General features: G+C 66.8%; 24 protein-coding genes. 14 read left to right on the forward strand and 10 right to left on the reverse strand.

Annotated elements, in window-relative coordinates; genetic code table 11:
- Window positions 1-50 precede the first annotated feature (50 nt).
- The 4 genes from PSPA7_RS06990 to PSPA7_RS07005 are packed head-to-tail and all read left to right on the forward strand — an operon-like array spanning window position 51 to window position 4543.
- Complete coding sequence (locus tag PSPA7_RS06990; RefSeq protein WP_012074681.1) at window positions 51-974, forward strand: ABC transporter ATP-binding protein; 924 nt, start codon at window positions 51-53, stop codon at window positions 972-974.
- Entirely contained in the window at window positions 971-1705 is a 735-nt protein-coding gene (locus PSPA7_RS06995) for an ABC transporter permease subunit (RefSeq protein ID WP_003154354.1), read from the forward strand. The genes PSPA7_RS06990 and PSPA7_RS06995 overlap by 4 nt, the downstream gene beginning before the upstream one ends.
- A 10-nt stretch (window positions 1706-1715) precedes the next feature.
- A complete protein-coding gene (locus tag PSPA7_RS07000; protein WP_012074682.1) occupies window positions 1716-3560 on the forward strand; it encodes a GldG family protein in 1845 nt (614 codons plus the stop codon).
- Window positions 3561-3562: 2 nt separating this feature from the next.
- Complete coding sequence (locus PSPA7_RS07005; RefSeq protein WP_012074683.1) at window positions 3563-4543, forward strand: DUF4340 domain-containing protein; 981 nt, start codon at window positions 3563-3565, stop codon at window positions 4541-4543.
- Between the two features lie 7 nt (window positions 4544-4550).
- On the opposite strand, the gene PSPA7_RS07010 is transcribed toward PSPA7_RS07005, so the two are convergent.
- The 5 genes from PSPA7_RS07010 to PSPA7_RS07030 form a co-directional block, all read right to left on the reverse strand.
- Window positions 4551-4973, reverse strand: coding sequence for a SufE family protein (locus PSPA7_RS07010; RefSeq protein ID WP_003157898.1), 423 nt, complete (start codon window positions 4971-4973; stop codon window positions 4551-4553).
- Window positions 4970-6175, reverse strand: coding sequence for an aminotransferase class V-fold PLP-dependent enzyme (locus PSPA7_RS07015; protein ID WP_012074684.1), 1206 nt, complete (start codon window positions 6173-6175; stop codon window positions 4970-4972). Before PSPA7_RS07015 ends, PSPA7_RS07010 begins: the two co-directional genes overlap by 4 nt.
- A 94-nt stretch (window positions 6176-6269) precedes the next feature.
- Window positions 6270-7304, reverse strand: coding sequence for a 2,3,4,5-tetrahydropyridine-2,6-dicarboxylate N-succinyltransferase (dapD, locus tag PSPA7_RS07020; RefSeq protein ID WP_012074685.1), 1035 nt, complete (start codon window positions 7302-7304; stop codon window positions 6270-6272).
- Window positions 7305-7333: 29 nt separating this feature from the next.
- A complete protein-coding gene (locus PSPA7_RS07025) occupies window positions 7334-7957 on the reverse strand; it encodes a LysE family translocator (RefSeq protein ID WP_012074686.1) in 624 nt (207 codons plus the stop codon).
- A gap of 13 nt (window positions 7958-7970) precedes the next feature.
- Window positions 7971-8318 carry an ArsC family reductase gene (locus tag PSPA7_RS07030; protein ID WP_003098619.1) on the reverse strand — a complete coding sequence of 116 codons (348 nt, stop codon included), beginning with the start codon at window positions 8316-8318 and terminating at the stop codon, window positions 7971-7973.
- Window positions 8319-8602: 284 nt separating this feature from the next.
- Here PSPA7_RS07030 and PSPA7_RS07035 point away from each other — a divergent pair, with 284 nt between their 5' ends.
- Window positions 8603-8956, forward strand: a complete 354-nt coding sequence (locus tag PSPA7_RS07035) for a YkgJ family cysteine cluster protein (RefSeq protein WP_012074687.1) — start codon at window positions 8603-8605, stop codon at window positions 8954-8956.
- On the opposite strand, the gene PSPA7_RS07040 is transcribed toward PSPA7_RS07035, so the two are convergent.
- Together PSPA7_RS07040 and PSPA7_RS07045 are read right to left on the reverse strand one after the other, a co-directional pair.
- On the reverse strand, window positions 8953-9216 hold the full coding sequence (locus PSPA7_RS07040; protein ID WP_012074688.1) for a hypothetical protein: 264 nt from the start codon (window positions 9214-9216) through the stop codon (window positions 8953-8955). The genes PSPA7_RS07035 and PSPA7_RS07040 overlap by 4 nt on opposite strands.
- A gap of 327 nt (window positions 9217-9543) precedes the next feature.
- Window positions 9544-9903, reverse strand: coding sequence for a hypothetical protein (locus tag PSPA7_RS07045; protein ID WP_003153777.1), 360 nt, complete (start codon window positions 9901-9903; stop codon window positions 9544-9546).
- Window positions 9904-10140: 237 nt separating this feature from the next.
- Here PSPA7_RS07045 and PSPA7_RS07050 point away from each other — a divergent pair, with 237 nt between their 5' ends.
- On the forward strand, window positions 10141-11886 hold the full coding sequence (locus tag PSPA7_RS07050) for a Na+/H+ antiporter (RefSeq protein ID WP_079262157.1): 1746 nt from the start codon (window positions 10141-10143) through the stop codon (window positions 11884-11886).
- 51 nt (window positions 11887-11937) lie between these two features.
- Here PSPA7_RS07050 and dapC read toward each other — a convergent pair whose 3' ends face one another.
- The 3 genes from dapC to map form a co-directional block, all read right to left on the reverse strand.
- Window positions 11938-13146 (reverse strand): succinyldiaminopimelate transaminase, encoded by a 1209-nt coding sequence (gene dapC, locus PSPA7_RS07055; protein ID WP_012074690.1) that lies wholly within the window; start codon window positions 13144-13146, stop codon window positions 11938-11940.
- Between the two features lie 17 nt (window positions 13147-13163).
- Window positions 13164-15866 (reverse strand): [protein-PII] uridylyltransferase, encoded by a 2703-nt coding sequence (locus tag PSPA7_RS07060; RefSeq protein ID WP_012074691.1) that lies wholly within the window; start codon window positions 15864-15866, stop codon window positions 13164-13166.
- 166 nt (window positions 15867-16032) lie between these two features.
- The gene (map, locus tag PSPA7_RS07065; protein WP_012074692.1) at window positions 16033-16818 is read right to left on the reverse strand and encodes a type I methionyl aminopeptidase; all 786 of its coding nucleotides are present in this window, start codon (window positions 16816-16818) and stop codon (window positions 16033-16035) included.
- A gap of 265 nt (window positions 16819-17083) precedes the next feature.
- Between map and rpsB the strand changes: the two genes are divergently transcribed.
- From rpsB to rseP, 8 genes are all read left to right on the forward strand, one after another.
- Window positions 17084-17824 carry a 30S ribosomal protein S2 gene (rpsB, locus tag PSPA7_RS07070; RefSeq protein WP_003153771.1) on the forward strand — a complete coding sequence of 247 codons (741 nt, stop codon included), beginning with the start codon at window positions 17084-17086 and terminating at the stop codon, window positions 17822-17824.
- Window positions 17825-17955: 131 nt separating this feature from the next.
- Window positions 17956-18825, forward strand: a complete 870-nt coding sequence (tsf, locus tag PSPA7_RS07075) for a translation elongation factor Ts (protein ID WP_003092393.1) — start codon at window positions 17956-17958, stop codon at window positions 18823-18825.
- A 200-nt stretch (window positions 18826-19025) separates the two neighbouring features.
- Complete coding sequence (gene pyrH / locus PSPA7_RS07080) at window positions 19026-19763, forward strand: UMP kinase (RefSeq protein ID WP_012074693.1); 738 nt, start codon at window positions 19026-19028, stop codon at window positions 19761-19763.
- A gap of 2 nt (window positions 19764-19765) precedes the next feature.
- Window positions 19766-20323: a ribosome recycling factor gene (frr, locus tag PSPA7_RS07085; RefSeq protein WP_012074694.1), complete on the forward strand. Its 558-nt coding sequence runs from the start codon at window positions 19766-19768 to the stop codon at window positions 20321-20323.
- 15 nt (window positions 20324-20338) lie between these two features.
- On the forward strand, window positions 20339-21094 hold the full coding sequence (gene uppS / locus PSPA7_RS07090; protein WP_003113863.1) for a polyprenyl diphosphate synthase: 756 nt from the start codon (window positions 20339-20341) through the stop codon (window positions 21092-21094).
- A complete protein-coding gene (cdsA, locus tag PSPA7_RS07095) occupies window positions 21088-21903 on the forward strand; it encodes a phosphatidate cytidylyltransferase (RefSeq protein WP_003153763.1) in 816 nt (271 codons plus the stop codon). The genes uppS and cdsA overlap by 7 nt, the downstream gene beginning before the upstream one ends.
- Window positions 21900-23090: a 1-deoxy-D-xylulose-5-phosphate reductoisomerase gene (gene ispC / locus PSPA7_RS07100; protein WP_003153761.1), complete on the forward strand. Its 1191-nt coding sequence runs from the start codon at window positions 21900-21902 to the stop codon at window positions 23088-23090. The genes cdsA and ispC overlap by 4 nt, the downstream gene beginning before the upstream one ends.
- 25 nt (window positions 23091-23115) lie before the next feature.
- Window positions 23116-24468, forward strand: coding sequence for a sigma E protease regulator RseP (rseP, locus tag PSPA7_RS07105; RefSeq protein WP_012074695.1), 1353 nt, complete (start codon window positions 23116-23118; stop codon window positions 24466-24468).
- Window positions 24469-24519: the final 51 nt, after the last annotated feature.

Raw genomic sequence — 24519 nt, forward strand, 5'->3', positions numbered from 1 at the left:
TTCGCGGCCTGGCCGGACGTGGCGGTGGCCGCCGGAACAGGTAGGGGACCATGATCGAAACAACGAACCTCGGCAAACGCTTCGGCGCGCGGACGGTGGTGGATGACCTGTCCTTCCGGGTGGCGCCCGGAGAGGTGCTGGGCTTCCTCGGCCCGAACGGCGCCGGCAAGTCCACCACCATGAAGATGCTTACCGGCTTCCTCGCGCCCAGCGCCGGCACGGCGCGCATCTTCGGCCTCGACATCCGTAGCCGCACGCTGCAGGCGCAGCGCCTCATCGGCTATCTTCCGGAAGGTTCGCCCTGCTATGCGGAAATGACCGTGCAGGGGTTCCTCGATTTCATCGCCGAGATCCGCGGCTACCGTGGTGCCGGCAAGCGCGAGCGGGTCGGACGGGTGCTCGGCCTGCTGGAGCTGGGCGAGGTGCGCCGGCAGACCATCGAGACCCTGTCCAAGGGCTTCCGCCGGCGCGTCGGCCTGGCCCAGGCGATCCTCCACGAGCCGCCCGCGCTGATTCTCGACGAGCCCACCGACGGCCTCGATCCGAACCAGAAGCACCAGGTCCGCGAGTTGATCCGAGGGTTGGCGCGGGATCGCATCGTGATCATCTCCACCCATATCCTCGAGGAGGTCACGGCGCTCTGCAGCCGCGCCCTGGTGATCGGCGGCGGGCGCCTGCTGGCGGACAGCACGCCGCTGGAGCTGGCCAGCCGCTCGCGCTACCACCAGGCGGTGACCCTGTTCAGCGACGACCCGCTCGATCGCCTGGCGCTGACGGTGCTGCCGGGCGTGGCGGGTATCGAGGAAAACCCCGCCGAAGGCAGCCTGACCGTCCTGGCGCGTCCTGGCGCGGTGATCTTCCCGCAGGTCAGCGGGCTGGTCGCCGAGCGCGGCTGGCGGATCCGTGAGCTGGATGTCGAGCGTGGCCGGCTCGACGAGGTATTCCGCAGCCTGACTCGGGGGGAAAGCGCATGAGGCAGTTGCCGGTGGTCTTCAGGCGCGAGCTGGCGAGCTACTTCGCCACGCCGCTGGCCTACGTGTTCCTGGTGATCTTCCTGGTGCTCTCCGGGGTATTCACCTTCTACCTGGGGCATTTCTACGAACGCAACCAGGCCGACCTGGCGCCGTTCTTCAGCTTCCACCCCTGGCTCTACCTGATCCTCGTTCCGGCCCTGGCCATGCGCCTGTGGGCGGAGGAGCGCAAGTCCGGCTCGATCGAGCTGCTGATGACCCTGCCGCTGAGCCGCTTCGACGCGGTGGCCGGCAAGTTCCTCGCCGCCTGGGCGTTCGCCGGGCTCGCCCTGCTGCTGACCTTCCCCATGGTGCTGACGGTGAACTACCTGGGCGAGCCCGACAACGGCGCGATCCTCGCCGGCTACCTGGGCAGCTGGTTGCTGGCGGGCGGCTACCTGGCCATCGGTTCGTGCATGTCGGCGCTGGCGAAGAACCAGGTGATCGCCTTCATCCTCGCCGTGGCCGCCTGCTTCCTGTTCATGCTCAGTGGCTTTCCGCTGGTGCTCGATGCGTTCAGCCAGTGGGCGCCGCAGTGGCTGCTCGACGCGGTGGCCTCGCTGAGCCTGCTGACCCGCTTCGATGCCATCAGCAAGGGCGTGGTCGACCTGCGCGACCTGCTGTACTTCGCCAGCCTGATCGTCGCCTGGCTGGCCGCCACGGCGGTGGCGATCGACCTGAAGAAAGCCGAGTGAGGTGCCGCCGATGAAACGCCTGCTGTATTCCGGCGCCGGCTTGTTGCTGATCGCGCTGTCGTTCCTGGCCTTCAACATGGTCTCCAGCCTGCTGTTCAGCGGCGCGCGCCTGGACCTGACCGAGCAGAAGCTCTACACCATCAGCCCCGGAACCAAGCGGATCCTGGCCGGCCTCCAGGAACCGATCAACCTGTATTTCTTCTATTCCGACAGCGGCGCCCGGGAGCTGGTGCCGCTGCGCAACTACGCCAGGCGCGTGGAGGAACTGCTGCGCGCCTACGAACGCGAGGCGAACGGCAGGATTCGCCTGCAGGTGATCGACCCGCAGCCGTTCTCCGAGAACGAGGACAAGGCCGCCGAGTTCGGCCTGCAAGGCATCCCCCTGCAGCAGGGCGGCGACAACCTGTACTTCGGCCTGGCCGGCAGCAACGCCCTGGATGGGGTGCAGGTCATCCCGTTCTTCCCCCTCGACCAGGAGGAGTTCCTCGAATACGACATCAGCCGCCTGGTGCAGACCCTGGCCCAGCCGCAGCGGCCGGTGATCGGCCTGATGTCGTCGCTGCCGCTCAACGGCGGCTTCGACATCGCCAGCCGGCAGCCGACCTCGCCGTGGATGGTGATGGAGGAGATCCGCCAGCAATTCGACCTGCGCAGCCTCGAGAGCGATGCCACGGAGATCCCGCCGGAGGTCTCGGTGCTGCTGCTGGTGCACCCCAAGCAGTTGCCCGAACGGACGCTATACGCCATCGACCAGTTCGTCCTGCGCGGCGGCAAGCTGCTGGCGTTCGTCGATCCCTTCAGCGAGGCCGACAGCGGCAGCGATTTCACCGGTACGCTGGATGGTGACAAGTCCTCCGACCTCGCGCCGCTGTTCAAGGCCTGGGGGCTGCGCCTGCTGCCGGGCAAGGTGCTTGGCGACGGCGCCTACGCGATGTCCATCAGCCTTGGCCAGGGCCAGCGTCCGGCCCGGCATCCGGCCTGGCTCAGCCTGCCGCGCGAGGCGCTGGCGCAGGACGATATCGCCACTGCCGGACTGGAAAGCCTGACCCTGGCGACGCCCGGAATCCTCGAAGGCCTCCCCGGAGCGGGCACCGTCTTCACGCCGTTGCTGCAAAGCTCTACCCAGTCGATGCCGTTCGACGCCGCGCGCTTCGGCCTGCTCCGCGATCCTGCCGAGCTGATGCGCGAACTGCGCCCGGGCGGCCAGCGGCATACCCTCGCCGCGCGTATCCAGGGGCCGGCGAAGAGCGCGTTCGCGGAGGGCATCGAGGGCCATCGCGAAGGCCTGAAGGAGGCGCGCAACATCAATGTCATCGTCGTCGCCGATACCGACCTGCTCAGCGATCGCATGTGGGTCCAGGCGCAGGACTTCTTCGGCCAGCGCGTGCCGCAGCCCTGGGCCGACAACGGCGCGCTGGTGATCAACGCGCTGGACAACCTGTCGGGCAGCGATGCGCTGATCAGCGTGCGTTCCCGCGGGCGCTTCAGTCGCCCGTTCGTGGTGGTCGACCAATTGCAGCGCGAGGCCGAGGCGAGCTTCCGGCAGAAGGAGGACCAGCTCAAGCGGCGCCTGGCCGATACCGAGCAGCAACTCGCCGCCCTCCAGCAGGGCGCCGACCCGGCGAAGGCGGTCGAACCGACCCCCGAACAGCAGGCCACGGTGCGCCAGTACATGCAGGAGAAGCTGCGCATCCGCAAGGAACTGCGCGAGGTGCAGTACCAGTTGAACGCCGACATCGATGCACTTGGGCGGCGCCTGAAGCTGGCCAACATCGCCTTACTCCCCGCGCTGCTCACCGTCGCCGCGTTGCTCGGCTGGCTCTGGCGGCGGCGCCAGGCGCGGGGAGGGCACTGAAGGTGCGCCGTAGCACCCTGTTCGCCCTTCTGCTGTTTCTCGCGGCGCTGGCGGCAACCTTCGCCTGGCTCCAGCGCGAGCGCGCGGCCGAGGCGCCTGCGCCGGCAGCGGACCCGCGCTGGCTGCCCGGCCTGGAGCGTTCGGCGCCGAGCGCCGTGCTGCTGCAGTTTCCCGACGGAACGCCGGAGATCCGCCTCGAGCGGCGCGAGTCTGCCTGGGTGCTGCCGGCCAAGGCCGGTTATCCGGCCGATCCGCGGCAAATGGCCGCCCTTTTGCGGGCCCTGGGCGAGGCGCGCAAGGTCGAGGCGAAGAGTGCCGATCCGCAGAACCAGGCCCTGCTCGGCCTGGCGGAGCGCGGCGAGGGCCAGGCGGTGCGCCTGAGCCTGCTGCGGCAGGCCGGCGAGCCCCTGGTCCTGCTGGTCGGCAAGCCTGCCCGGCGCGGCGGCAGCTTTGTCCGGCAACTGGGTGATGATCAGGCCTGGTTGATCGACAGGGTCCTGCCGCTGCCGCGCAATGAGCTCGAATGGCTCGACCGGCGGATCGCCACGCTGCCTTTCGCCGAGGTGCGCGAACTGCAATTGCGTTATCCGAACGGCGAGCGCCTGGACCTGAATCGCGAACGCGCCGGGCAAGCCAACCTGCTGGTCCGGCAATTGCCCAGGGGGCGCAAGCTGGCCTACGAGGCGGTGGCCAACGGCGCGGCGGCGCTGTTCGCCGACCTGCGCTTCGTCGACGCCGCGCCGCTGGCGCAGGTCGGGTTCCGGCAGGCGCCGTTGCAGTTGGCATTCAGCTTGCGGACGTTTTCCGGGGCGCGCCTGGATGGCGAGATTCGGCGCCAGGGCGGGCAATACTGGCTGTTGCCGAAGAAGATCGAGGGCTTCGCCGCCGGCGAGGTCGGCGCGCATCCGGACTGGGCCTATCGGATCGAGGACGAGCAGTACCGTGTCCTGGCCAGGCACCTGCCGGAACTGCTCGGGCGCTGAGCGGAACTCAGCCGCCAGCCTGCGCGACCAGTTCGCGCATGCGCTGCAGCACGGCGTTGAGGCCGTTGCTGCGCGAGGGCGAGAGCTGTCGGGAGAGGCCCAGGCAGGTGAACCAGTCGTTGAGGTCCAGGCGTGCCAGCTCAGCGGTCTCGATGCCGTCGACTCGTGCCAGCAGCACCGCCAGCAGGCCGCGGATCAGCCGCGCATCGCTGTCGGCGCGGAAGCGCCAGTGTCCGTCGCGCTGCTCGCCGAGCAGCCAGACCAGGCTCTCGCAGCCATGCACGCGGTGTTCTTCCTGGCGTTCGTGTTCCGCCAGCGGCGCCAGGCGTTCGCCCCACTGCAGCAGCAGGCGCGCGCGCTGTTCCCAACTGGCGGTATGGCCGAAGGCATCCAGCGCTTCCTGGGCCTGTTCGGGGAGGACCGGATTCATCGCAGCAGCTCCAGGGATCGGTCGAGGGCCAGGAAGAACCGCTCCAGGTCGTCGGCGTCGTTGTACAAGCCCAGCGACACGCGCAGGGCACCGGGTACCTCGAGACGTTGCAGCAGTGGCATCGCGCAGTGGTGGCCGGCACGCACGGCGATGCCCTGTTCGCCGAGCAGGTGGGCGAGGTCGGCGACATGCGCATCCTCGACGCAGAAACTGGCCAGCGCCGCCTGCGGCTCGCCGAGCAGCCTGAGGCCGTCGCGCGCACGCAGGCCGGCGAGCAGGCGGGCGTGAAGGGCACCTTCATGGGCGGCGACTTCGGCTTCGTCGAGGGTCGCCAGCCAGTCGATGGCCGCACCGAGACCGAGCACCGCCGAAACCGCCGGGGTTCCTGCCTCGAAACCGAGCGGCGCGGCATGGAAGCTGGCGTGCTGGAAGTCGGTATGGCGCACCATCTCGCCGCCGAACTGCCAGTGCGCCAGTTGTTCCAGCGCTTGAGGGTGGCCCCAGAGCACACCGACGCCGTCGGGGCCGTAGAGCTTGTGGCTGGAGAACGCATAGAAGTCGCAGCCCAGGCCCGGCAGGTCGTGGCGGCCATGGACGCTGCCCTGGGCACCATCGACCAGGGTCCAGGCGCCCTGTTCGCGGGCCAGTTGGATCAGCTCCACCACTGGCTGCCAGGTGCCGAGGACGTTGGAAAGCTGGCTGACCGCCAGCAGGCGGGTACGCGCGCCGATGAGCCGCCGGGCCTGCTCCAGGTCGATCACCCCGCGGTCGTCCAGCGGCAGCACGCGTAGCACCAGGCCGCGGCGCAATGCCAGCTGTTGCCAGGGGAGCAGGTTGGCGTGGTGTTCCAGGGCGCTGACCAGCAGTTCGTCGCCCGCTCGGAAATGCCGCTCCAGACCATAGGCCACCAGGTTGATCGCCTCGGTGGTGCCGCGGGTGAACAGGACTTCCGCCGGGTTGCTGGCGTGCAGCCAGTGCGCGACCCGGCTGCGAGCGGCCTCGAAGGCGCGGGTGGCGCGTTCGCCGGGGACGTGCTGGGCGCGGTGGACATTGGCGGCGCCGCCGAGGTAGTAGCCGTTCAGGGCATCGAGGACGGCCTGCGGCTTCTGGGCGGTGGCGGCGCTGTCGAGGTAGGTCAGGCCTTCCGCGGCGAGGGCGGACAGGGCCGGGAAGTCGGCGCGCCAGGGGGACGGCAGGGACATGGCGGACACTGTGCGAGAACGGTTTCAGGAGAAAGGGTAGCCCACCCGAGGGCGCTGGCGAGCGCCATCGGGCGAGCGGGGAGGCAAGCTGGACTCAGTTGTGCGCGTGCAGCGCTTCGTTCAGCTCGATGGCGGTCTTGTTGGTCTTGCATTCCACCGCGCCGTTCTGCGAGTTGCGGCGGAACAGCAGGTCGGGCTGGCCGGCCAGGTCACGGGCCTTGACCACTTTCACCAGGGTGTTCTGCTCGTCGAGCAGGGCGACCTTGGTGCCGGCGGTGATGTACAGGCCGGCCTCGACGATGTTGCGGTCGCCCAGCGGGATGCCGATACCGGCGTTGGCTCCGATCAGGCAGCCTTCGCCGACGCTGATGACGATGTTGCCGCCGCCGGAGAGGGTACCCATGGTCGAGCAGCCGCCGCCCAGGTCCGAGCCTTTGCCGACGAACACGCCGGCGGACACGCGGCCTTCGATCATGCCCGGGCCTTCGGTGCCGGCGTTGAAGTTGACGAAGCCTTCGTGCATCACCGTGGTGCCTTCACCGATGTAGGCGCCCAGGCGCACGCGGGCGGTGTCGGCGATGCGCACGCCGGCCGGGACCACGTAGTCGGTCATCTTCGGGAACTTGTCAACGGAGAAGACTTCCAGCAGCTTGCCCTTCAGCCGTGCTTCCAGTTGCAGTTCGGCCAGTTCGGCCAGGTCCACCGCGCCGATGTTGGTCCAGGCCACGTTCGGCAGGAGCGGGAAGATACCGCTCAGGTTCACTCCGTGCGGCTTGACCAGGCGGTGGGAGAGCAGGTGCAGCTTGAGGTAGGCCTCGGGGGTGGAGGACGGCGCCGCGTCTTCGGCCAGCAGGGTGGCGACCAGCGGCTTCTGGCTCTCCGCCAGGCGCGAGAGCAGGGCCGACTGGGCGGCGTCGATGCCCTTCAGGGCGTCGGCCAGCTGGTAGGCCTGCTGCGAGGTGAAGGCCAGCGCCTGGTTGCCGGAGCTGTAACCGAGGATCGGTGCCACGGCGGCGACGATCTCGGCCGAGGGGTTGAGCAGCGGCAGGGCGTAGAACACTTCCAGCCAGGCGTCCTGGCGGTTCTGGGTGCCTACGCCGAAGGCCAGGCTGAACAGGGATTGCGACATGTGGGGTTCCTCGAAACGGAGTGGAGCGGTCAGGCCGGACGGCGGCTGAGCAGCAGGCCCAGCCCCGCGCTGCCGAGCAGCGCGGCGCAACCGCGGTTGAACAGGCGCCGGGCGCGCTGGCCGGCGAGCAGCCGGCCGAGATGCAGCCCGGCATAGGAATAAAGGGCGATGGCCAGCCATTCGAGCAGCAGGAATGCCGCGCCGAGCTGGGCGAACTGGGCGCCCAGCGGTTGGCCGGGATCGACGAACTGCGGCAGGAAGGCGGTGAAGATCAGGATCGCCTTCGGGTTGCCCGCCGCCACCAGGAACTCCTGGCGCCCCAGGCGCCAGAGGCTGGGACGCGTCGGGCTGGCTTCGCTCGCCAGTGGCTGCGCATCGGCCCGCCACAATTGCACCGCCAGCCACAGCAGGTAGGCGGCGCCGAGCAGCTTGATCGCCAGGAACAGCCAGGCCGAGGTGTGCAGCACCAGCGCCAACCCGGACGCGGCCAGGGCGAGCATGCCAGCGAAGGCCAGCAGGCGCCCGCCGCCAGCCAGCGAGGCGCGGGCGAAACCGTACCGCGCGGCGTTGTTCAGCGACAGCAGGTTGTTCGGCCCCGGCGCCAGGTTGAGGGCGAAGCAGGCGGGGACGAACAGGGCCCAGGCGATGCTCATGGCGCTCTCCGGGTCAGGCCAGTGCGGCGGCGTAGGCGTCGGGCTTGAAGCCGACCAGTGTCCTGCCGCCCAGTTCCAGCACCGGGCGCTTGATCATCGACGGCTGGGCCAGCATCAGCTCGATCGCCTTGGCTTCGTCGAGATCGGCCTTCTGTGCTTCGTCGAGCTTGCGGAAGGTGGTGCCGGCGCGGTTGAGGACGGTCTGCCAGCCGTGCTCCGCGCACCAGCGGCGCAGGTGCTCGCGGTCGATGCCGACGGCCTTGTAGTCGTGGAAGTCGTAGGCGACCTTGTGCTCGTCGAGCCAGGTCCGCGCCTTCTTCATGGTGTCGCAGGCTTTGATGCCGTAGAGAACGTAGGTCATTGCTTTTCCCCGGGCCCGGGTCGTCCCGGCCCCTGCTGATAGGTCGCCAAAGGTGATCGGCGGATTATGCCACGTCGTATCGTCGAGTGCCGCGCTTGTCCGGCGAGGGAAGCTTGCCTGGTTTCCTGGTGCGTCCGCGAGGCGCACGGGCACACCGCGGCAGGAAGAAGAATTACCTTGGCGGGCGCGGCGTTTCGCTGCGCCTGGGAGGCGAACCGCCCGGGTCTTTCGGAATGTACGGATGGGCGCTGTACAATCCTTCCCCCTGTCGAGGAGAGAGCCACATGAGTTGCATCGGTCGCCAGATAGACCAGTTGCGCCTGCAGATACCGGGCTTCGCCTGCAAGCCCGGTTGCCACGATTGCTGCGGGCCGGTCACCGCGTCGTCGGAAGAGATGGCGCGGTTGCCGGTGAAGAGCGAGGCCGAGCACGATGCGGCATTGGCCGCCTGGAACTGTGTCCACCTCGGTCCGGATGGCTGCGAGGCCTATGACGAGCGCCCGCTGATCTGCCGCCTGTTCGGCACCACGCCGAACCTGCCCTGTCCGGAAGGCAGGGGGCCCGAGGTGCCGGTGGAAGCCCATGTGGAACGCCAGGTGCATGCGTTGATCGCCAGCACCCGCCAGGTGCTGGTCTAGGTTTCCACGGGGCGCGCGGCGAGGGCCGGCGATTCCGTGGCAGGCCGCGTCTCGTCTGGCGAAAGATTCCGGAGGACAGCGGCGATCCGCTCGATGCTCTCTTCCAGTTCCAGCACTCGGTTGACCATGTACAGAATCATTTCCGGCGAACTCAGGTGCGCCAGGCGCATCGTTGCCTGCAGATCGTCGTGACGGTTTTCCCGGTCGGCCACCAGTCGTTCCGCCAGGTTCTTGAGCAGCAGTATCTCGGCGCGCGTCACGGACCGTCGCTCCGCGTTCCCATGGCAGGGAGAAAAAGCTCGTTCCATCTCGCGATCTACCCGAAACGGCTATATCCAAAGGTGTAATGCTACATTGGCATCACTTCGCGGGTTGGACAATAGCTGCGTTCCAGACGCTTCCCGCAAGATAGGCGCGGCTGCGAAAGACCTCCGTTCGGATGGCCGCCGGCGGACGGCCGACCCCGCTCCCCGGTGGCACGCGGAGACGAATCATGCGGACCAAAAAAAGCCCCGCCGGGAAGGCGAGGCTCAGGGGGAGAACAGCGTGCGGGGGCTCGCTGTCCGGGATGAATCGTCGTGGTGCGCTTAGCCGCAGGGCTGCTGCGGACCGCCGGTCATGCTCTCGACGCTGTCCAGCACGGCATGGCCCTTGCCGACCTTCTGCACGTCGTCGACGTCGCGCATGATGCTGCCGCCGTCGCTCATCTGGTTGCGGGTCTTGATCAGGCTGGTGGTGATGTCCAGCAGGCTGCGTCCGGTGGCGATCAGGTCATTGGTGGCGCTGGGGGTGCAAGGGGCGTTGGCGGAGGCGACCTGGGCCTGGCCGGGTTGTCCGGGCTGGGTGGTGCGGTAGCCCTGGGTCAGTGCGTTCTGCTGGAGGCAGCCGGAGGTGGCGGCGAACATCGAGGCGAGCAGCAGTGCGGAGGCAAGTCCCTTGCTTGTCATGGCGGCATTCCTTTGTCTGGGTGGGTGCTGCGCCCCGTACTCCTTCGGGGCGTCGTCCTGGCCGGCGCAGCGGCGGGCCTGGATTGAAGGCGAGTGTAGGAGCGTCTTGCGGCACAATGAAATAGCTCGGATGTACTAATGCGGGAACCTTGGCCGGGCGCTCCGGTCGTCGCCCTGGAAGGGGCGGAAGCGCGGGGTAGAGCGGCAGGGCTAGGAAAGACCGTACGGATTGTGCGAATGTCGGATAGCTGCCTACCGATCGCGATGGTGCAATCGGCGCAGTCGCATCGTCCTGGGACGAAGCCGGAGATTCCCGCCCCCATGCAAACCGTGTACACCGTTCTGACCCTGCTGCTGGTCGTCGGCGCCACCCGCCTGGCCGCCCAGTTGCTGCCGTTGCCGCTGCCGCTGATCCAGATCGCCGCCGGCGCCCTGCTGGCCTTGCCTTCCCTGGGACTGCACATCGCCCTGGACCCGGAGCTGTTTCTCTTCCTGTTCATTCCGCCGCTGCTGTTCGTCGACGGTTGGCGCATTCCCAAGCGGGAAGTCTGGCGGATGCGCTGGCCGATCCTGATGATGGCCTTCGGCCTGGTGTTCTTCACCGTGGTCGGCGCCGGTTATTTCATCCACCTGCTGATTCCTGAAATTCCCCTGGCGGCGTCCTTCGCCCTCGCCGCCGTGCTTTCGCCCACCGACGCCCTGGCGGTCTCGGCGATCACCCAGGGGCGCCTGCCCAAGCGCCTGATGCACCTGCTCGAAGGCGAGGCGCTGATGAACGACGCCTCCGGCCTGGTGGCGTTCAAGTTCGCCATCGCCGCGGCCATGACCGGGGTGTTCTCGCTGGTGGACGCCAGCTTCGACTTCCTCATGGTTGCGATCGGCGGCCTGGCCATCGGGGTGTTCCTCAGCTGGTCGCTGGGCCGCATCCGCGCCTGGATGATTTCCCGTGGCTGGGACGACCCGGCAACCCACGTGGTACTGATGCTGTTGCTGCCGTTCGCCTCCTACATGGTGGCGGAGCACCTCGGCGTCTCCGGGATTCTCTCTGCGGTGGCGGCCGGCATGATGCAGAGCTGGGTCGACCTGCTGCCGCGGCAGACTTCCACGCGCCTGCTCAATCGCAGCGTCTGGTCGATGCTGGAGTTCGCCTTCAACGGCGTGGTGTTCCTGCTGCTCGGCTTGCAGTTGCCGGACATCATGAAGTCGGTGGCCAACCACCACGGCGACCTGCTCTGGCGTTCCTCGCTGCTGCTGGCCTACGTGGCGGCGATCACCGCCGTGCTGATGCTGATCCGCTACGGCTGGGTCTACGGCTACTGGAAGCTGTCGCTGCGCATCGATCGCTGGCGCGGCAAGAGCCCGCCCGGGCTGAGCGGCATCTCCCTGCGCCGCCTCTCCGCCCTCAGTGCATTGAGCGGCGTGCGCGGTGCGGTGACCCTGGCGGCGGTGCTGTCGGTACCGATGAGCCTGATGGACGGCAGCGCCTTCCCGCAGCGCGACCTGATCATCTTCATCGCCACCAGCGTGATCCTGATTTCCCTGCTCGGCGCGACCATCGGCCTGCCACTGCTGCTGCGTGGGCTGCCGGCGAGCAACAATGGCGCCCACGAGCGCGAGCGGCGCGAGGCCTGGCGCAAGACCGCGGAGGCGGCGATCCGCGCCCTGGAGAACGAGGAACTGCCACTGGTGGAAGGCAACGATGCGGCGAACACTTCGCGGGTCGCCGAGGCGCGTGCGCAGATCATGGCCGAATACCGCCAGTCGCTGGATGCCGCGCCGACCACCGACGAGGCGCGCGACCAGGCCCAGGCCCTGGAGGTCGCCGACAAGGCCCTGCGCCTGAAGGCGTTGCGCGCGCAACGCCTGGAACTGTACCGGCAGCGGCGCAACAACGAGATCGACGACGAGACCCTGGGCGATATCCTGCGCGAGCTGGACCAGCAGGAAAGCTGGCTGACCAATCGCTTCGCCCGCTGGGTGTGAACGAAAAAGGGATCGCCACGGCGATCCCTTTTTCGTTTGTCCGCGCAGGCTTCAGCGCGCCCGCAGGTAGTCGCGGATGCGCTCGGCGGCCTCGACGCACTCGGCCAGCGGAGCCACCAGGGCCATGCGCACGCGGTTGGCGCCGGGGTTCTCGCCGTCCACCTCGCGAGACAGGTAGGAACCCGGCACCACCGTCACGTGCTGCCGCTCGAACAGCTCGCGGGTGAAGACGGTGTCGTCCACCGGGGTGCGCGCCCACAGGTAGAAACTGCCGTCCGGGCGCTGTACGTCGAGCACACCGTCGAGGATCGCCAGCACGGCGTCGAACTTCTCGCGGTACAGGCTGCGGTTGGCGCGCACATGGACCTCGTCGTTCCAGGCGGCGATGCTCGCCAGTTGGGTCTGCACCGGCATGGCGCAGCCGTGGTAGGTGCGGTAGAGGAGGAATTTCTTCAGGATTTCCGCGTCGCCGGCGACGAAGCCCGAGCGCAGGCCGGGCAGGTTGGAGCGCTTGGACAGGCTGTGGAACACCACGCAGCGGCTGAAATCCGTGCGGCCCAGTTCGGCACAGGCGTTGAGCAGGCCGGGCGGCGGGGCGTTTTCGTCGAAGTAGAGTTCGCTGTAGCACTCGTCGGCGGCGATCACGAAGTCGTAGCGATCGGCCAGGGCGATCAGCTTCTTCAGGGTCTCCAGCGGCACCAGGGCGCCGGTGGGGTTGCCGGGCGAGCAGAGGAAGAGAATCTGGCAGCGCTGCCAGGTCGCCTCGTCGACTGCGTCGAAGTCAGGATTGAAGCCGTTTTCCTCGCGGCACGGCAGGTAGTGCGGTTCGGCCCCGGCGAGCAGCGCCGCGCCTTCGTAGATCTGGTAGAACGGGTTCGGGCTGACCACCAGGCCGGGGGCCTCGCCGGGCTCGCTGCGGCGGACCACGGTCTGGGTGAAGGCGAACAGCGCCTCGCGGGTGCCGTTCACCGGCAGCACATGGCGCGCCGCATCCAGCCAGCCGGCCGGCACCGAGAAACGCCGCTCGCACCAGTGCGCGATGGCTTCGCGCAGGGCCGGCAGGCCGAGGGAGGTCGGGTAGACCGCAAGCTGGTCCAGGTTCTCCGCCAGGGTCTCGGCGACGAAGCTCGGCGAGCGGTGCTTGGGCTCGCCGATGGACAGTGCGATCGGCTTCAGCGTCGCCGGCGGCTGGGTGCCGCCGAGCAGGGCGCGGAGTTTCTCGAAGGGGTAGGGCTGCAGGTTGTCGAGTGTGGTATTCATGGCGTTGGCAAGGCTTCTCAGAAGTTTATCCGGGTGGGCAGGGTGTCCCGTCCGTTGTCCTGTGACAGTTGTTCGACCAGCGCGGCCTGCAGGCGCTTGCACAGGTCGGGGTCGGCGAGCGGCTGGTTGCGCGCGTCGGTGATGTAGAAGACGTCTTCCACGCGTTCGCCGAGGGTGGCGATCTTGGCGTTCTGCACCGACAGGTCGAAGTCGAGGAATATGCCGCCGATCCGCGCCAGCAGGCCGGGACGGTCGGGAGCGATGACCTCGAGCACCGAGACCTGGCGCAGTGCGTCGGTGGAGATGGTCACCTGCGGGGCGAAGGCGAAGTGCTTGAGTTGGCGCGGCACCCGACGCTGGATGATGGTGGGGTAGTCGTCGGGGTTCTTCAGCGCGTCGATCAGCCCTTCGCGGATCTCGGCGATGCGCTCCGGGTTGTTGCCGATGGAGTCGCCGTCGGCGTCCAGCACGATGTAGGTATCGAGGGTGAACTGGCTGGTGGAGGTGATGATCCGGGCGTCCTGGATGCTCAGGTTGAGCTGGTCCATGGCGGCCACGGTCACCGCGAAGAAGTCGTGCTGGTCGGCGGCGTAGATGAAGATCTGCGAGCCGCTTTCGAATTCGCGCTGGGTGGTTTCCTTGATCAGCACCAGCGGCGTGCCGTCGTCCGGGTGCTGGAGGATCGCCTCGGTGTGCCAGGCCACGTCGCCGGCGGTGTGGCGCAGGAAGTAGTCGTCGCCGAGCTGACTCCAGAGCTGCTCGGCGTCGTCCTGGTCGATGCCGTTGCGCACCAGTTGGTCGAGGGCCGCGGTCTGCGTCTGGCGGATCTGCTCCTCGCGGTCCACCGGGTTCTCCAGGCCGCGGCGCAGGGCGCGCTTGGTCTCGGTGTAGAGCTGCCGCAGCAGGCTGGCGCGCCAGGAGTTCCAGAGCGTCGGGTTGGTGGCGTTGATGTCGGCCACGGTGAGCACGTACAGGTAGTCGAGGTGGGTCTGGTCGCCGACCAGTTGGGCGAAATCGAAGATCACCTGCGGGTCGGAGAGGTCCTTGCGTTGTGCGGTGGTCGACATCACCAGGTGGTTCTGCACCAGCCAGGACACCAGCTGGGTGTCCCAGAGCGGCAACTGGTGGCTCTGGCAGAAGGCCTCGGCGTCCACCGCACCGAGTTCCGAGTGGTCGCCGCCACGGCCCTTGGCGATGTCGTGGTAGAGGCCAGCGATGTAGATCAGTTCCGGCTTGGGCAGACGATCGATGATCTTGCTCGCCAGCGGATATTTCTCGGCCATCTCCGGCCGATTCAGCTTGCGCAGGTGCTTGATCAGGTTGAGGGTGTGGGCGTCCACCGTATAGATATGGAACAGGTCGTGCTGCATCTGCCCGATGATATGGCCGAACTCCGGCAGGTAGCGGCCGAGGATGCCGTAGCGGTTCATCCGCCGCAGGTTGCGGTGGATACCCTGGCTGCTCTTGAACAGCTCGATGAACAGGCTGGTGTTGCGGATGTCGTGGCGGAACTCGTCGTCGATCAGGTGTCGGCTGTCGCGCAGCAGGCGAATGGTGTCGGCGCGCACGCCCTTGATTTCCGGGTGCTGGGCCATCAGCACGAAGATTTCCAGGAGGGCGAACGGGGTGCGCTTGAAGACGTTCGGGTGCGTCACCTCGATGTAGCCGTCGCGCAACTGGAAGCGACTGTTCAGCGGCTGGATCTGCACCGGCTGCTCGCAGGGCAGGATGACTTCCTCGAAGTGCTGGACGATCAGGTCGTTCAGCTCGGAGATCGCCATCACCACCCGGTAGTACTTCTGCATGAAACGTTCGACCGCCAGCTTGACGTCGTTGTCCTCGTAGCCGAAAAGGCGGGCGATGCTGCGCTGGTGGTCGAACAGCAGGCGGTCCTCGGCGCGCCCGGCGAGCATGTGCAGGGCATAGCGGACCCGCCAGAGGAACTCCTGGCTGGAGGCGAGCATGCTGCATTCGCTTTCCACCAGGAAGCCTTCGCGCACCAGGGCATGCAGGTTGAGGCTGCCGAACTGGCGGCGGGCCATCCAGAGGATGGTCTGGATATCGCGCAGGCCGCCGGGCGAGCCCTTGACGTTGGGTTCCAGGTTGTACTCGGTGTCGTTGTACTTGGCGTGGCGGCGCTGTTGCTCATGGCGCTTGGCCAGGAAGAATTCCTTGCTCGGCCACATGCGCGTGCTGCCGGTCACTTCCAGCATGCGCTGGCGCAGGCTGTCCGGGCCGCAGATGGTACGGCACTCCATCAGGGTGGTGATCACCGTCAGGTCGGCGCGCGCTTCCTCGGCGCATTGCCGTACCGAGCGCACGCTCTGGCCGACCTCCAGGCCGATGTCCCAGAGCAGGGTGAGAAAGCCTTCGATCGGTTCGCGGAAGCTCTCCTGGTCCTCGCTGTCGAGGAGGATCAGCAGGTCGACGTCGGAGTAGGGGTGCAGTTCGCCGCGGCCGTAGCCGCCCACGGCGATCAGGGCGATGTCGGCGTCGTCTCCCCAGTCGAAGCGCTGCCAGGCCTGTTGCAGGACCTGGTCGACGCACCAGGCGCGATCTTCGATCAGGCGGCGGATATCGCGGCCGCTGTTGAAGCGGTTGTCGAGCACTTCGCGGAATTGCCGGATGGCCTTCTTGAAGGCGGCGATCGGGCTGGACTTCAAGGCCAGTTCCGCCTGGAACTGCCCGCGATCGAACAATTCGGGATCCACCTGCGGCATGCGGCCTTCCTTTATCTGCTAGCGATTGGGTTCGATACGCGAACGCCCCGTCCTGGTGCTGGTGTGCGCTATCCTGGTGCGGGTTGCGCGCCAGATCGGGGCGTCGGCCCCGCCGGAATGGGGCGGGACATCGAGGCGCACGGCTGGCAGCAAAAGCCGGGCCGGATCAGGCTGCCGAGGTGCGCGGGAAGGTTTCGTCGTTGCGCAGGGTGAGGATCTCGTAGCCATCGGCGGTGACCAGCACGGTGTGCTCCCACTGGGCGGACAGCTTGCGGTCCTTGGTGATGGCGGTCCAGCCGTCGCCGAGCAGGCGGGTCTCCGGGCGGCCCTGGTTGATCATCGGCTCGATGGTGAAGATCATGCCTTCCTTCAGCTCGATGCCGGTACCCGCACGACCGTAGTGGAGGACCTGCGGCTCCTCGTGGAACACCGTGCCGATACCGTGGCCACAGTATTCGCGGACCACCGAGAAGCCGTTCTTTTCCGCGTGCTTCTGGATGATTTCGCCGATATCGCCCAGGTGCGCGCCCGGACGCACCACGGAAATGCCCTTGTACATGCATTCCTGGGTGATCTGGCAGAGGCGGTCGGCCCATTCCGCGGTCTTGCCGACCAGGAACATCTTGCTGGTGTCGCCGTGGTAGCCGTCCTTGATGACGGTGATGTCGACGTTGAGGATGTCGCCTTCCTTCAACGGCTTCTCGTTGGGGATGCCGTGGCAGACCACATGGTTGATCGAGGTGCAGATCGACTTGGGGAAGCCCTTGTAGTTCAGCGGGGCGGGGATCGCCTTCTGTTCGTTGACGATGTAGTCGTGGCAGATGCGGTCCAGCTCTTCGGTGGTCACGCCGGGCTTGATGTGCTCGCCGATCATCTCCAGCACTTCGGCGGCCAGGCGGCCGGCGATGCGCATCTTCTCGATATCATCAGGCGTCTTGATGGTGACGGTCATGCGAATTCTCTTGGGGCGTGCAAGCACGCATGAATAATAAGGAATACGCGATTCTAGCAGACCTGACCGACCGATCTACTCCCGCCCGGCCATCCGTCGCGGGTTTCACTGCGTTCGCGGTTATGGTATAAAGCGCCCCGCTCCGAGGCTGTGGCCTTTTTCCGGAGCACAAACCCACACATGCATCGACACGATGACCTGGGTGCCCGCAAGGGTTGGTCATTGGGATGCGTGGAGGCCTAACCCGACTTATCGAGGAACTATCATGTCCCAAGTCAACATGCGCGATATGCTGAAGGCCGGTGTGCACTTCGGCCACCAGACCCGTTACTGGAACCCGAAAATGGGCAAGTTCATTTTCGGCGCGCGCAACAAGATCCACATCATCAACCTCGAAAAGACCCTGCCGATGTTCAACGAGGCCCTGACCTTCGTTGAGCGCCTGGCAGCCGGCAAGAACAAGATCCTGTTCGTCGGCACCAAGCGTTCCGCCGGCAAGATCGTTCGCGAGGAAGCCGCCCGTTGCGGCATGCCGTACGTCGACCACCGCTGGCTGGGCGGCATGCTCACCAACTACAAGACCATCCGTCAGTCGATCAAGCGCCTGCGCGACCTGGAAACCCAGGCCCAGGACGGTACCTTCGACAAGCTGACCAAGAAAGAAGCGCTGATGCGCAGCCGCGACCTCGAGAAGCTCGAGCGCAGCCTGGGCGGCATCAAGGACATGGGCGGCCTGCCGGATGCCCTGTTCGTGATCGACGTCGACCACGAGCGCATCGCCATCACCGAAGCCAACAAGCTGGGCATCCCGGTCATCGGCGTCGTCGATACCAACAGCAGCCCGGAAGGCGTCGACTATGTAATTCCCGGTAACGATGATGCCATCCGCGCCGTGCAACTCTATCTGAACTCGATGGCCGAAGCGGTAATCCGCGGCAAGCAGGGCGCTGCCACCAGCGCCGACGAGTTCGTCGAGGAAGCGCCGGCCGAATCCGCCGAAGGCTGATTCCGGGGCGTGCAGACGTCCTACGGTGCGCAGGAAGGGGGCTAGGCCCCCTTTTTGCCACCTTCGAGTTTCTGCCCGGCCCGGCCGGGCGCAAAGGTTTTTTGAGAGCTACCACTCAAGAGGATTTCGAAATGGCAGAAATTACTGCAGCCATGGTTAAAGAACTGCGCGAGCGTACCGGCTTGGGCATGATGGAATGCAAGAAGGCGCTGACCGCCGCCGGTGGCGACATCGAGAAGGCCATCGACGACATGCGCGCTGCCGGTGCGATCAAGGCTGCCAAGAAGGCCGGCAACATCGCCGCCGAAGGCTCGATCGCAGTCAAGATCGCTGCCGACAACAAAGCCGCCGTGATCATCGAAGTCAACTCCCAGACCGACTTCCTGGCCCTGCAGGACGACTTCAAGGGCTTCGTCGCCGAGAGCCTGGAAAAGGCCTTCAACGAGAAGCTGACCGACGCCGCTCCGCTGGTCGAAGCGCGCGAGGAAGCTCGCCTGGCCCTGGTTGCCAAGACCGGCGAGAACGTCAACATCCGTCGCCTGACCCGGGTCGAGGGTGACGTGGTCGGCGCCTACCTGCACGGCCACCGCATCGGTGTCGTGGTCAACCTGAAGGGCGGCAACCCGGAACTGGCCAAGGACATCGCCATGCATGTCGCCGCCAGCAACCCGCAGTTCCTGAGCGCTTCGGAAGTGTCCGAAGAAGCGATCGCGAAAGAGAAGGAAATCTTCCTGGCGCTGAACGCCGACAAGATCGCCGGCAAGCCGGAGAACATCGTCGAGAACATGGTCAAGGGCCGCATCAGCAAGTTCCTCGCCGAAGCCAGCCTGGTCGAACAGCCGTTCGTGAAGAACCCGGAAGTGAAGGTCGGCGACCTGGCCAAGCAGGCCGGCGCCGAGATCGTCTCCTTCGTGCGCTACGAAGTGGGCGAGGGCATCGAGAAGGCCGAAGTCGACTTCGCTGCCGAAGTAGCTGCCCAGGTAGCCGCCACCAAGCAGTAACAAAGACGGTTCCGACTGTCGCCCCGGAAGAGGCTGCCCGCTGATGCGTGCGGCCTCTTCGTCAAAATGGGGAAGCGTCAGGGGCAGCTTCCGCGTTGCCGGCCCGCTCGGCGGGCTTGCACGCAACGCAGGCGCGAAGGCGTCTCCGCCCAGGACGGCACCGCCGTCACGAATTTTTATCGCCGCAGGAGAAAAAGGTCATGGCTCAGCAAGTGAGCGCTCGTCAACCTCGCTATAAACGCATTCTTCTAAAATTGAGCGGCGAAGCCCTGATGGGCTCGGAGGAGTTCGGCATCGATCCCAAGGTGCTGGACCGCATGGCGCTGGAGATCGGCCAACTGGTCGGGATCGGCGTACAGGTCGGCCTGGTCATCGGCGGCGGCAACCTGTTCCGTGGCGCGGCGCTGTCCGCGGCCGGCATGGACCGCGTGACCGGCGACCACATGGGCATGCTCGCCACCGTGATGAACGGCCTGGCGATGCGCGACGCACTGGAGCGTTCGAACATCCCCGCGCTGGTGATGTCGGCGATCTCCATGGTCGGCGTGACCGACCATTACGACCGCCGCAAGGCCATGCGCCACCTGAACGGCGGCGAGGTGGTGATCTTCTCCGCCGGCACCGGCAACCCGTTCTTCACCACCGACTCGGCGGCCTGCCTGCGCGCCATCGAGATCGACGCCGACGTGGTCCTTAAGGCTACCAAGGTCGATGGCGTGTACACTGCCGACCCGTTCAAGGACCCGAATGCCGAGAAGTTCGAGCGCCTGACCTATGATGAAGTGCTCGACCGCAAGCTCGGCGTGATGGACCTGACCGCCATCTGCCTGTGCCGTGACCAGAACATGCCGCTGCGGGTGTTCAACATGAACAAGCCGGGCGCATTGCTGAATATTGTTGTGGGTGGTGCCGAAGGCACCCTGATCGAGGAGGGTTGAGAATGATCAACGAGATCAAGAAGGAAGCGCAGGAGCGTATGGGCAAGACCCTGGAAGCGCTGGGCCACGCCTTCGCCAAGATTCGCACCGGGCGTGCGCATCCGAGCATCCTGGATAGCGTCATGGTGTCCTACTACGGAGCCGACACGCCGCTGCGCCAGGTCGCCAACGTCACCGTCGAGGATTCCCGCACCCTGGCCCTGGCCGTGTTCGACAAGAGCATGATCCAGGCGGTCGAGAAGGCCATCATGACTTCCGACCTGGGCCTCAACCCGGCTACCGCCGGCACCACCATCCGCGTGCCGATGCCGGCCCTGACCGAGGAAACCCGCAAGGGCTACACCAAGCAGGCGCGCGCCGAGGCCGAGCAGGCGCGGGTGTCCGTGCGCAACATCCGCCGCGATGCGCTGGCCCAGCTGAAGGACCTGCAGAAGGAAAAGGAAATCAGCGAGGACGACGAGCGCCGTGCCGGCGACGACGTGCAGAAGCTGACCGACAAGTTCATCGGTGAGATCGAAAAGGCACTGGAAGCCAAAGAAGCGGACCTCATGGCTGTCTGAGGCCGGGCTGACGTCATGGAAAAGACCCGGAAGGATGTGTGCGTGCCACGCCATGTGGCCATTATCATGGACGGTAACAACCGCTGGGCGAAGAAGCGTCTTCTGCCCGGCGTCGCCGGCCACAAGGCCGGTGTCGATGCCGTCAGGGCGGTGATCGAGGTCTGCGCCGAGGCGGGGGTCGAGGTCCTCACCCTGTTCGCCTTTTCCAGCGAGAACTGGCAGCGTCCGGCCGACGAGGTCAGCGCGCTGATGGAGCTGTTCCTCGTGGCCCTGCGCCGCGAGGTGCGCAAGCTCGACGAGAACGGCATCCGCCTGCGCATCATCGGCGATCGCACGCGTTTCCATCCGGAGCTGCAGGCGGCCATGCGCGAAGCGGAAGCCGCCACCGCGGGCAACACCCGTTTCCTCCTGCAGGTCGCCGCCAACTACGGTGGCCAGTGGGATATCGTCCAGGCCGCCCAGCGCCTGGCGCGCGAGGTCCAGGGCGGGCACCTTGCGGCGGACGATATCTCCGCCGAGCTGCTCCAGGGTTGCCTGGTGACTGGCGACCAGCCGCTGCCCGACCTGTGCATCCGCACCGGCGGCGAGCATCGCATCAGCAATTTCCTTCTCTGGCAGCTGGCCTATGCCGAGCTGTATTTCTCCGACCTGTTCTGGCCCGACTTCAAGCACGCGGCGATGCGGGCTGCCCTGGCGGATTTCTCCAAGCGCCAGCGCCGCTTCGGCAAGACCAGCGAGCAAGTCGAGGCCGAGGCCCGTCCGTCATGCTGAAACAACGGATCATCACGGCGCTGGTGCTGCTGCCCATCGCGCTGGGTGGTTTTTTCCTTCTCGAAGGGGCGTCCTTCGCCCTGTTCATCGGCGTGGTGGTCAGCCTGGGGGCCTGGGAATGGGCGCGCCTGGCCGGCTATGAGCGGCAGTTCGCCCGCGTCGCCTATGCCGCGCTGGTGGCCCTGCTGATGGTCGCGCTCTACCACCTGCCGCAACTGGCGGGCGCCGTGCTCCTGCTGGCGCTGGTCTGGTGGACCCTGGCCACGGTGCTGGTGCTCACCTACCCGGAAAGCGTCGGCTACTGGGGCGGCCGCTGGCGACGCCTGGGAATGGGCCTGCTGATCCTGTTGCCGGCCTGGCAGGGCCTGGTCCTGCTCAAGCAGTGGCCGCTTGCCAACGGCCTGATCATCGCGGTGATGGTGCTGGTCTGGGGCGCGGATATCGGTGCCTATTTCTCCGGCAAGGCCTTCGGCAAGCGCAAGCTGGCGCCGCGGGTCAGCCCCGGCAAGAGCTGGGAAGGCGTATACGGCGGCCTGGCGGCAAGCCTGGCGATCACCCTGGTGGTCGGCCTCTATCGCGGCTGGTCCTTCGGCGCGCTGCTGCTGGCCCTGCTCGGCGCAGCCCTGGTGGTGTTCGTCTCCATCGTCGGCGACCTCACCGAAAGCATGTTCAAGCGCCAGTCCGGGATCAAGGACAGCAGCAGCCTGCTGCCCGGCCACGGTGGCGTGCTGGACCGCATCGACAGCCTGACGGCCGCCATCCCGGTATTCGCGGCGCTGCTCTGGGCCGCCGGCTGGGGCGCGCCATGAGCCGGCCGCAGCGGATCAGCGTGCTCGGCGCGACCGGTTCCATCGGCCTGAGCACCCTGGATGTCGTCCAGCGCCATCCCGATCGTTACGAGGCCTTCGCCCTGACCGGCTTCAGCCGCCTCGCCGAACTCGAGGCGCTGTGCCTCAGGCACCGCCCGGTCTATGCGGTGGTGCCGGAGCAGGCCGCGGCGATCGCCTTGCAGGGCTCGCTCGCCGCGGCGGGCATCCGCACCCGGGTGCTGTTCGGCGAGCAGGCGTTGTGCGAAGTGGCCAGCGCGCCCGAAGTGGACATGGTGATGGCGGCCATCGTCGGCGCCGCCGGCCTGCCGTCGACCCTGGCCGCCGTCGAGGCCGGCAAGCGCGTACTGCTGGCCAACAAGGAAGCGCTGGTGATGTCCGGCGCGCTGTTCATGCAGGCGGTCAAGCGCAGCGGCGCGGTGCTCCTGCCGATCGACAGCGAGCACAACGCGATCTTCCAGTCGCTGCCGCGCAATTATGCGGATGGCCTGGAGCGGGTCGGCGTGCGCCGGATCCTCTTGACCGCCTCCGGCGGCCCGTTCCGCGAGACTCCGCTGGAGCAGCTCGCTTCGGTGACGCCGGAACAGGCTTGCGCGCACCCGAACTGGTCGATGGGGCGGAAGATCTCCGTCGACTCCGCCAGCATGATGAACAAGGGCCTGGAGCTGATCGAGGCGTGCTGGCTGTTCGACGCCCAGCCGAGCCAGGTCGAGGTGGTGATCCATCCGCAGAGCGTGATCCATTCGATGGTGGACTATGTCGACGGCTCGGTGATCGCCCAGCTCGGCAATCCGGACATGCGCACGCCGATATCCTATGCGATGGCCTGGCCGGAACGGATCGAGTCGGGGGTTGCGCCGCTGGACATGTTCGCCGTCGGTCGCCTGGATTTCCAGCGTCCCGACGAACAGCGCTTCCCCTGCCTGCGCCTGGCGCGCCAGGCCGCGGAAACCGGCGGCAGCGCTCCGGCCATGCTGAACGCCGCGAACGAGGTGGCCGTGGCCGCGTTTCTCGAGCGGCACATCCGTTTCAGCGACATCGCGGTTATCATCGAGGACGTGCTGAACCGCGAAGCGGTGACCGCAGTCGAATCGCTCGACCAGGTACTGGCCGCCGACCGCCGCGCGCGTTCGGTCGCCGGGCAGTGGTTGACCCGGTACGCCGGCTAGTCCTCGGGCGGCCTGGAGGTAGGAGATGAGTGCGCTTTACATGATCGTCGGCACCCTGGTGGCCCTGGGCGTGCTGGTGACGTTCCACGAGTTCGGCCACTTCTGGGTCGCGCGACGCTGCGGGGTCAAGGTCCTGCGCTTCTCCGTCGGCTTCGGCACGCCGCTGCTGCGCTGGCACGACCGGCACGGCACCGAGTTCGTGGTGGCGGCCATTCCGCTGGGCGGCTACGTCAAGATGCTCGACGAACGCGAGGCGGAAGTACCGGCCCATCTGCTCGAACAGTCCTTCAATCGCAAGACGGTGCGTCAGCGGATCGCCATCGTCGCGGCCGGTCCCATCGCCAATTTCCTACTGGCGATTCTGTTCTTCTGGGTCGTCGCCCTGCTCGGCAGCCAGCAGGTACGCCCGGTTATCGGTTCCGTGGCGCCGGAGAGCCTGGCCGCCCAGGCCGGCCTGGAGGCCGGACAGGAGCTGTTGGCGGTGGATGGCGAGCCCGTCACCGGCTGGAACGGGGTCAACCTGCAGCTGGTTCGCCGTCTCGGCGAGAGCGGTACGCTGGAAGTGCGGGTGCAGGAAAAAGGCTCGAATGTCGATTCCACCCACCAGGTGCGTCTGGATGGCTGGCTGAAGGGCGAGGACAATCCCGATCCCATCGCCTCGCTGGGTATCCAGCCCTGGCGGCCGGCCTTGCCGCCGGTGCTGGCCGAGCTTGACCCCAAGGGGCCGGCGCAGGCCGCCGGGCTGAAGGTCGGCGACCGCTTGCAGGGCATCGATGGCGTCGCCGTCGACGACTGGCAGCAGGTGGTGGACAGCGTCCGAGCCCGCCCCGGGCAGCGCGTCCAGCTCAAGGTTCTGCGCGACGGCGAAGTGCTGGATATTGCCCTGGATCTGGCCTCGCGCGGCGAGGGCAAGGCCCGGACCGGCTACATGGGCGCGGGGGTTTCGGGCGGCGAATGGCCGGCGGAAATGCTCCGCGAAGTGAGCTACGGACCGCTGGAGGCGGTGGGTCAGGCGCTTTCGCGAACCTGGACCATGAGCCTGCTAACGCTCGACTCCATAAAGAAAATGTTGCTCGGCGAGCTCTCGGTAAAAAACTTGAGCGGGCCGATAACCATTGCTAAAGTGGCGGGCGCTTCAGCCCAGTCTGGCGTGGGGGATTTTCTCAATTTCCTGGCCTATCTGAGCATTAGCTTGGGGGTTCTCAACCTGCTGCCGATCCCTGTCCTCGATGGCGGGCATCTGTTGTTCTATCTGGTTGAGTGGGTGCGCGGGCGCCCATTATCCGAACGGGTACAGGCTTGGGGGATGCAGATCGGCATCAGTCTGGTCGTTGGCGTGATGTTGCTCGCTCTGGTCAACGATCTGAGTCGTCTGTAGTCATGTTGAATTCGAATCTGCCGCCCTTTGCGGCAGATTCTCTATTTGTCA

Origin of the sequence: Pseudomonas paraeruginosa PA7 (assembly GCF_000017205.1) — a bacterium.
In the GTDB taxonomy this organism is placed as follows: domain Bacteria; phylum Pseudomonadota; class Gammaproteobacteria; order Pseudomonadales; family Pseudomonadaceae; genus Pseudomonas; species Pseudomonas paraeruginosa.